A 6,271-nucleotide genomic window follows, 5' to 3' on the forward strand; every position below is an offset into this window, starting at 1 on the left:
GTGTCGCGGGCCACGATCGACATCCCGCCAGCCCATGCGGGCCACGCCGGAGCGGCGACAGGGAGCAGGCGCACCACAGTGCTAAATTGCGAGACGTGCGGCAGTATCTCGACCTCCTCAGTCACGTCCTCGACGACGGCACGCAGAAATCGGACCGCACCGGGACCGGCACGCTCAGCGTTTTCGGCTACCAGATGCGTTTCGACCTCGGCGCCGGCTTCCCCGCGCTCACCACCAAGAGAATGCATATGAAGTCGGTGGTGCTGGAGCTGCTGTGGTTCCTGAGCGGCTCCACCAACGCCCGCTGGCTGCAGGAACGAGGCGTCACCATCTGGGACGAGTGGGCCGACGCCGAGGGCGAGCTCGGGCCGGTCTACGGCTACCAATGGCGTTCCTGGCCCAAACCCGACGGACGCAGTGTCGACCAGATTGCCGGTGTGATCGAGTCCATCCGCACCAACCCGGACTCGCGCCGGCACATCGTCAGCGCGTGGAATGCCGCCGATGTCGACGAGATGGCGCTGCCCCCGTGCCACACCATGTTCCAGTTCTACGTCGCCGATGGGCGGCTCTCCTGCCAGCTGTATCAGCGCTCAGCCGACATCTTCCTCGGGGTGCCGTTCAACATCGCGTCGTATGCTCTGCTCACGCAGATGGTGGCGCAAGTGTGCGACCTCGAGCCCGGCGACTTCGTACACACCCTGGGCGACGCGCACATCTACCTCAACCACCTGGAACAGGCGCGGACGCAGCTGGCGCGCGAGCCCCGGCCGCTGCCCACCCTGCGGCTGAACCCCGAGCGCCGCTCGATCGACGACTTCGAGTACGACGACGTCGAGTTGCTGAACTACGACCCGCATCCCACCATCAAGGCACCCATCGCCGTATGAGCGCTCCTCCTCATGATCATCAACCGTTGGCCGCACCATGGTGGGTTCGCCGGTTGATGATCATCGGGCCGGGGCGGCGGAGGGACGTATGACTGTCACCGTGATCGCTGCGGTCGGGCGTAACGGCGTGATCGGCGTCGACGGCGGCCTCCCCTGGCGCCTGGAGGGTGACCTGCCCCGGGTGAAAGCGATGACGATGGGGCACGTCCTGATCATGGGGCGCAAGACCTTCGACTCGATCGGCCGCCCGCTCCCGGGCCGTACCACCGTCGTCGTCACCCGTCAGTCTCATTGGTCCCCCGCCGAACCGAGCGACGCGTCGTCGCGCGCGGCAGACACGCCACCGACCGTCGTACACGTCGTGTCGTCGGTGCGGGAGGCATTGGAGCTGGCCGCGTCGCTCGACGACGAGGTGTTCGTCTTCGGCGGTGCGGAGATCTACGCTCAGACAATCGACGACGCGGATCGACTCGAGCTCACCGAGGTGGACGGGTCGCCGGAGGGTGACACACACTTCCCCGAGGTCGACTGGTCAGCGTGGCGCGAGGTCGGCCGGGAGCATCGCGACGGGTTCGACTGGGCCACGTACACCCGCGTCGGCCCCACCAGCTGAGCTGAACCCCACTCACCCACTGTGGTTGTCGTGGGCCCGAGCTCCGTCGAGCAGGCCGTTAACGCTCAACGCCGCCGTTGGGCCCTCGCTGCCGGCCGCCCACTGCCGGCACCGCGGTGTTCGGCTGCGCGAACGCCTCGGCGCGTGCGGCCGCGAGCTCGTGCACGATCTGCGCGTGCCACACAGGCGCATGGTGGCCGACCATCCCGCGTGCGATCCGGTCCGAGAGGAACGCGAGCTCGGTGACGACCGTCTGGTACACCCGTAGCGCCCGCGCCACCTTGGAGCCGGCGCTCGCCTGCGCCTCACGACGCCACCGGTGCCGGCCACTCATCGTCGTCAGCCACGGCACCTCGTCCCAGCCGATCCAACCGGCTGCGGCGAACCTCGGCAGGAAGTCGACCACGGTACGTCGTTCCCGGTGACGCTGCCACAGGGCCAGCGCGATCATGCCGACGAACAGCGGCACCATCACCATCAGATAGATCGAGAAGAACGCTCCGCCGTCGTCCCACACCGCCGCGCCGTTCCACAGCGCGTGCAGCGTCACCGCGAGCAGGTAGCCGACCACCGGAAACAGCAGTTTGGGCAGCACACCACGCCGCCGTGCCGCGAGCCCCACTGCTATCCCGGTGAACACCGTGAACAGCGGATGCGCGAAGGGCGAGACCACACCACGCAGAACGAAGGTGAGCCAGCCCTCGGACGGGTCGATGTCGAAAGCACGGCCGAGGTAGAAGATGTTCTCGACGAACGCGAACCCGGCCGCGGTGAGACCGGCGTAGACGACCCCGTCGACCACGCCGTCCAGCTGCTGCCGGTTCCACCACAGCATGCCCACCAGGAACAGTCCCTTGAGGGCTTCCTCGACGACGGGTGCGGAGACTACGGCGGACGCCATCGGTCCGTACGTCACGCCGACGGCCGAGTTGATCAGCAGCGCACCGAGGGTCGCCACTCCCGCACCCCACAGGAAGGCGAACAGCAGGTTCCAGCCCGGCTCCGGTTCCCATCGGTCCAGCCACAGGAAAGTGCCGACGAGCAGCATCACCGGAAGGAGCGCGAGCATGGTGGCGACGAGCGTCGCACCGCCGGATGTCTCGTCCACGGCGATCCCGACGACGGCGACCCCGCACACCGAGGCGAGGACGATGCCGAGGACCGGCCAGAGAACCCGTCGACGCTGCTGCCGCATGAACGGCTCATGAGCATGAGCAGTGACCGCTGTCACAACCATTCCTGTCTTCTCCCCCTGCACATCGCGCTGACCTTACCTCTTCAACGGGACAGCACGCGCCCTGAGAATCTTTCAAAATCCACCAAAACGGTCAACTTTCACTGATCGCACAGCACGGCACAACGAGGGGCAACATCGCCTATTCGTGCGAATATGTCGTCCGTTTAGCCGATGGGACATCCCATGACGGACTGTCACGTTCCATGGCATAGTGATCTTGGGCGGAGGGGAGAGCCATCCCGGGGGCCAAGTGATGGGCTCGACCTCGCCAGTGCGCGCGCTGCGCGAAGGAGGGTCCATTGACTACCGACGGCAGGCAACGCGGTCTCCCCTGTCCACCGGGTCTCGAGATCGATCTCCACGAAGCCGAGCGGTTCTTCACCCAACGGGCAGCAGAGGACCCGTCGGCACCGGACCCGCTGGTCCGGCACGCTGCTGCCGTACGCGAGTTCTCCGAACGCGGCGTCTTCACCCACACCACGGCCGAGCTGGAGTTCGGTGCCCGGGTGGCCTGGCGCAACGCGAACCGCTGCATTGGCAGGTTGTACTGGCGCAGTCTGGTGATCCGTGACCGCAGACATGTCCGGCGGCCCGATTCCATCGCCAACGAATGCGCGGAGCATCTCAAGCTCGCGACCAACGGCGGCCGGATCAGGCCCGTCATCACGGTCTTCGCGGCCGACGAGCCTGGGCGGCAGGCACCGCGGATCCGGAACGAGCAGCTCATCCGATACGCCGGGCACCGCAAGGACGGCTCGGTGGTCGGCGACCCGCGGTTCGAGGCGTTCACACGCTGGGTGGAGAGCCTGGGCTGGTCCGGCAAGGGTTCGTCGTTCGACGTGCTGCCGCTGGTGATCGAGACCCCCAACGACGGAGTCACCGTCTTCGACCTCCCCGAGGAGGCAGTCCTCGAGGTGGAACTCGGCCACCCGCAGTTTCCCTGGTTCGCCGATCTCGGGCTGAGATGGCACGCGGTGCCCGCGATCTCGTCGATGCCGTTGCGGATCGGCGGTATCACCTACCCGACCGCCCCGTTCAACGGCTGGTATATGGGGACCGAGATCGGCTCCCGCAACCTGGTCGACGGGGACCGCTACGACATGATGCGGCTGGTGGGCGAGAAGCTGGGTTTGGACACCAGCGACCACCGCACGCTCTGGAAGGACCGCGTTCTCGTGGAGATCAACCGCGCCGTACTCTGGTCGTTCGACCAAGCCGGGGTGAAGATCGCCGACCATCACGCGGAGTCGGAGCGGTTCATGGCCTTTGTCGCGAAGGAGCATAAGGCAGGGCGCACCCCCACCGCCGAGTGGTCCTGGGTCGTCCCGCCCATGTCAGGGGCGTCGCTACCGGTCTACCACGACTACTACGACGAGTCGGTCCATCTGCCGGGCTTTCTGCCCTCGGTCGAATGGGAGCCGCCGACGACGGACTGGGGCGACGACGAAACCGGCGGCAGCGGCAGCGGCAGCACTGCAGGCTGCCCATATCCCCACCATGGAGCGGCCTGAGACCCGCACCTAGTCTCCTTTGCAGCGCGCACCCGCTGTACGCAGCGTCAGCGTCATCTCGAGCGAGTGCGTGCTGCAAAGGACTATCTCACGACGACGCCGGCCACGCGGCCGAGTCGATCTGCCGCGTCGTGCGGGAGCACATCCCGCCGCACGGATACCCGGCGCCGGGCAGCAGTGTCCACCGTCCGTCTGCCACGCGGCGGCATACGCGGGCTCGCGCCCGCCCTGCTGCACCTCGTTCTTCTCCGAGTCCGTAGGGTGGAGAGCGTGTCCGAGCAACCTATCGCCGATAAGAGCGTCCGAACCGCATGGGCCGCCGACGCCGAGGCGATAGGCCGGGTGCAGGCTCGCGCCTGGATGCGCTCTTACCATGAGCTGCTCCCCAAGGCCGTGCTCAATCAGATCGACGCCACGACGTTCGCCGACGCCTGGCGGCAGGCCATCATCCGCCCGCCGTCAGCACAGCACCGGGTCCTGGTCGCTCTCGACCATGGGAGCGTCGTCGGCTTCGCCGCCACCGCGCCATCCGGGGATCCGGACGCCGTCCCTCAAGACGGCGAAGTCGTCGCCTTCCACATCGACCCGGACGCTCAGCGACAGGGGCACGGCTCACGACTCATCGCCGCGGTCGCGGACACTCTCCGCGCCGACGGATTCACGCGTGCCCGGCTCTGGCTCGTTGTGGGCGACGACCAGCTGCGCGGCTTCCTCGAGCCCGCAGGGTGGGGACCTGACTCCGCCCATCGGACCCTGGACCTCAGTGACGACGGCTCCGCGACCCTGCGCCAGGTGCGACTGCACACGGACCTCGAGTCCGAGTAGACACCAGCTCGGTGTGGACACCAGTGGCCGCGCGTCCAAGGACCATCTGGTCGGCGAGGTTGCGATAAAGAAGACTCTGCCCTCGCCGTTGAGGGCAGAGTTTCCGAAATTTAACATCCTGTACACCTGGCTGGCTAGACCCTGGCGGTGATCAGCGGAAGGTAGACCTGGTCCACGATTTCCTCGATCGCCTCGTCGGTGATGGTCTGGTGGACGGGCTAGGGCGTCCGGTGTGCAACGGCCAGGTAGGCGCGGCCGCGCGGCGAGAGCCGGTAGCCGACCTCGAGGCTCTCGGTCAGGCCGAGGTTCTTCAGCTTGCGCACGTCGAGCTTGAACGGAGCACGCTCCCGGCCGGCCATCTCGGCGAGGTCGCCGGCACGACGCTCCGGGTGCTCGGCGATGAGCTGGAGCGTGGCCCGCGTCCACGGCCCGTGACTGGACGCCCGGTCCAGCCGGTCGAGCCGTCGGTCGATCTCCGCCACGTCGTCATGGCCGAGATCGGCGGCGGCCGCAAGCTCCGCACGAGGGTCCGGGGCCGTCGACAGCCGGAACTCGATCCGGTACGTGGAACGCCCGGCATCGCCGCGCAGGTCAGCCACAAGCTCGGCCGCACCCGGGTACCCGGCAGCGCGAGCGTCGTCGTCACCGATCCCAGCCGGATCGACGACATCGACCGCGACGACGTCCACGATGCCACCCGGCGTCCGATAGGGACGCCCGGCCACTACCTGCGGCTTCTTCCAGCACCGGAACGTGACCGTGATCGAGCCGTCGGCGATGCCGGCCCAGAACCGTTTTTCGAACAGCACACCCAGAGCATAGAGCCGCGATCTGACAGCCGGAGCCGATCCCCCGCGATGCGACCCCGCCGCAGACCACCGGCAATGAACCGCACGCTCGCCCGGGTTCCCGATCCGTCGCCACCCCACGTTGGCCCACCAGAAAGGTGCACCGATGGCACTGACAATTCTCCTTGCCTTCGTCGCTGGATTCTTCGCCGGCAACGGTCTCCCCTACTACGCGGAAGGAAGCACCGGCCGGAGACCGAACCCGTCCCCGTTCGGCGACGGCGCAGTCGTCAATGTCGTCACTGGTACGGCCTGCTTCGCCATCGCCCTCGTCGCCTGGAGCCTCGCCGACGTCGGTGCCTACCCGGAGCCCGGGTGGACGGCCGCGGTGCTCGGCGTGCTCGTCG

7 protein-coding genes are annotated in these 6,271 nt (G+C 67.5%); 5 read left to right on the forward strand and 2 right to left on the reverse strand.

Features of this window, described 5'->3' with window-relative positions:
- Positions 1 to 95: 95 nt before the first annotated feature.
- Positions 96 to 890 (forward strand): thymidylate synthase, encoded by a 795-nt coding sequence (locus ELR45_RS11915; RefSeq protein WP_129666212.1) that lies wholly within the window; start codon positions 96 to 98, stop codon positions 888 to 890.
- An 88-nt stretch (positions 891 to 978) separates the two neighbouring features.
- Complete coding sequence (locus ELR45_RS11920; protein ID WP_129666214.1) at positions 979 to 1,503, forward strand: dihydrofolate reductase; 525 nt, start codon at positions 979 to 981, stop codon at positions 1,501 to 1,503.
- Positions 1,504 to 1,561: 58 nt separating this feature from the next.
- On the opposite strand, the gene ELR45_RS11925 is transcribed toward ELR45_RS11920, so the two are convergent.
- On the reverse strand, positions 1,562 to 2,698 hold the full coding sequence (locus ELR45_RS11925) for a PrsW family intramembrane metalloprotease (RefSeq protein WP_129666216.1): 1,137 nt from the start codon (positions 2,696 to 2,698) through the stop codon (positions 1,562 to 1,564).
- 341 nt (positions 2,699 to 3,039) lie between these two features.
- Here ELR45_RS11925 and ELR45_RS11930 point away from each other — a divergent pair, with 341 nt between their 5' ends.
- Together ELR45_RS11930 and ELR45_RS11935 are read left to right on the forward strand one after the other, a co-directional pair.
- On the forward strand, positions 3,040 to 4,251 hold the full coding sequence (locus tag ELR45_RS11930) for a nitric oxide synthase oxygenase (protein ID WP_129666218.1): 1,212 nt from the start codon (positions 3,040 to 3,042) through the stop codon (positions 4,249 to 4,251).
- A gap of 270 nt (positions 4,252 to 4,521) precedes the next feature.
- The gene (locus ELR45_RS11935; RefSeq protein WP_205856455.1) at positions 4,522 to 5,076 is read left to right on the forward strand and encodes a GNAT family N-acetyltransferase; all 555 of its coding nucleotides are present in this window, start codon (positions 4,522 to 4,524) and stop codon (positions 5,074 to 5,076) included.
- A 218-nt stretch (positions 5,077 to 5,294) separates the two neighbouring features.
- Here ELR45_RS11935 and ELR45_RS11940 read toward each other — a convergent pair whose 3' ends face one another.
- Positions 5,295 to 5,885 carry a hypothetical protein gene (locus ELR45_RS11940; protein WP_129666220.1) on the reverse strand — a complete coding sequence of 197 codons (591 nt, stop codon included), beginning with the start codon at positions 5,883 to 5,885 and terminating at the stop codon, positions 5,295 to 5,297.
- Positions 5,886 to 6,030: 145 nt separating this feature from the next.
- On the opposite strand from ELR45_RS11940, the gene ELR45_RS11945 reads away from it, so the two are divergent.
- A partial coding sequence (locus ELR45_RS11945; RefSeq protein ID WP_205856456.1) for a hypothetical protein occupies positions 6,031 to 6,271 on the forward strand: 241 nt, incomplete at its 3' end.

The organism is Phytoactinopolyspora endophytica (genome assembly GCF_004138495.1).
Taxonomy (GTDB): domain Bacteria; phylum Actinomycetota; class Actinomycetes; order Jiangellales; family Jiangellaceae; genus Phytoactinopolyspora; species Phytoactinopolyspora endophytica.

Excerpts from the sequence above, each read along its gene's own strand:
- ELR45_RS11920 (WP_129666214.1), top strand. The coding sequence starts at position 979 with ATGACTGTCACCGTGATCGCTGCGGTCGGGCGTAACGGCGTGATCGGC.
- ELR45_RS11925 (WP_129666216.1), bottom strand. The coding sequence starts at position 2,698 with ATGCGGCAGCAGCGTCGACGGGTTCTCTGGCCGGTCCTCGGCATCGTC.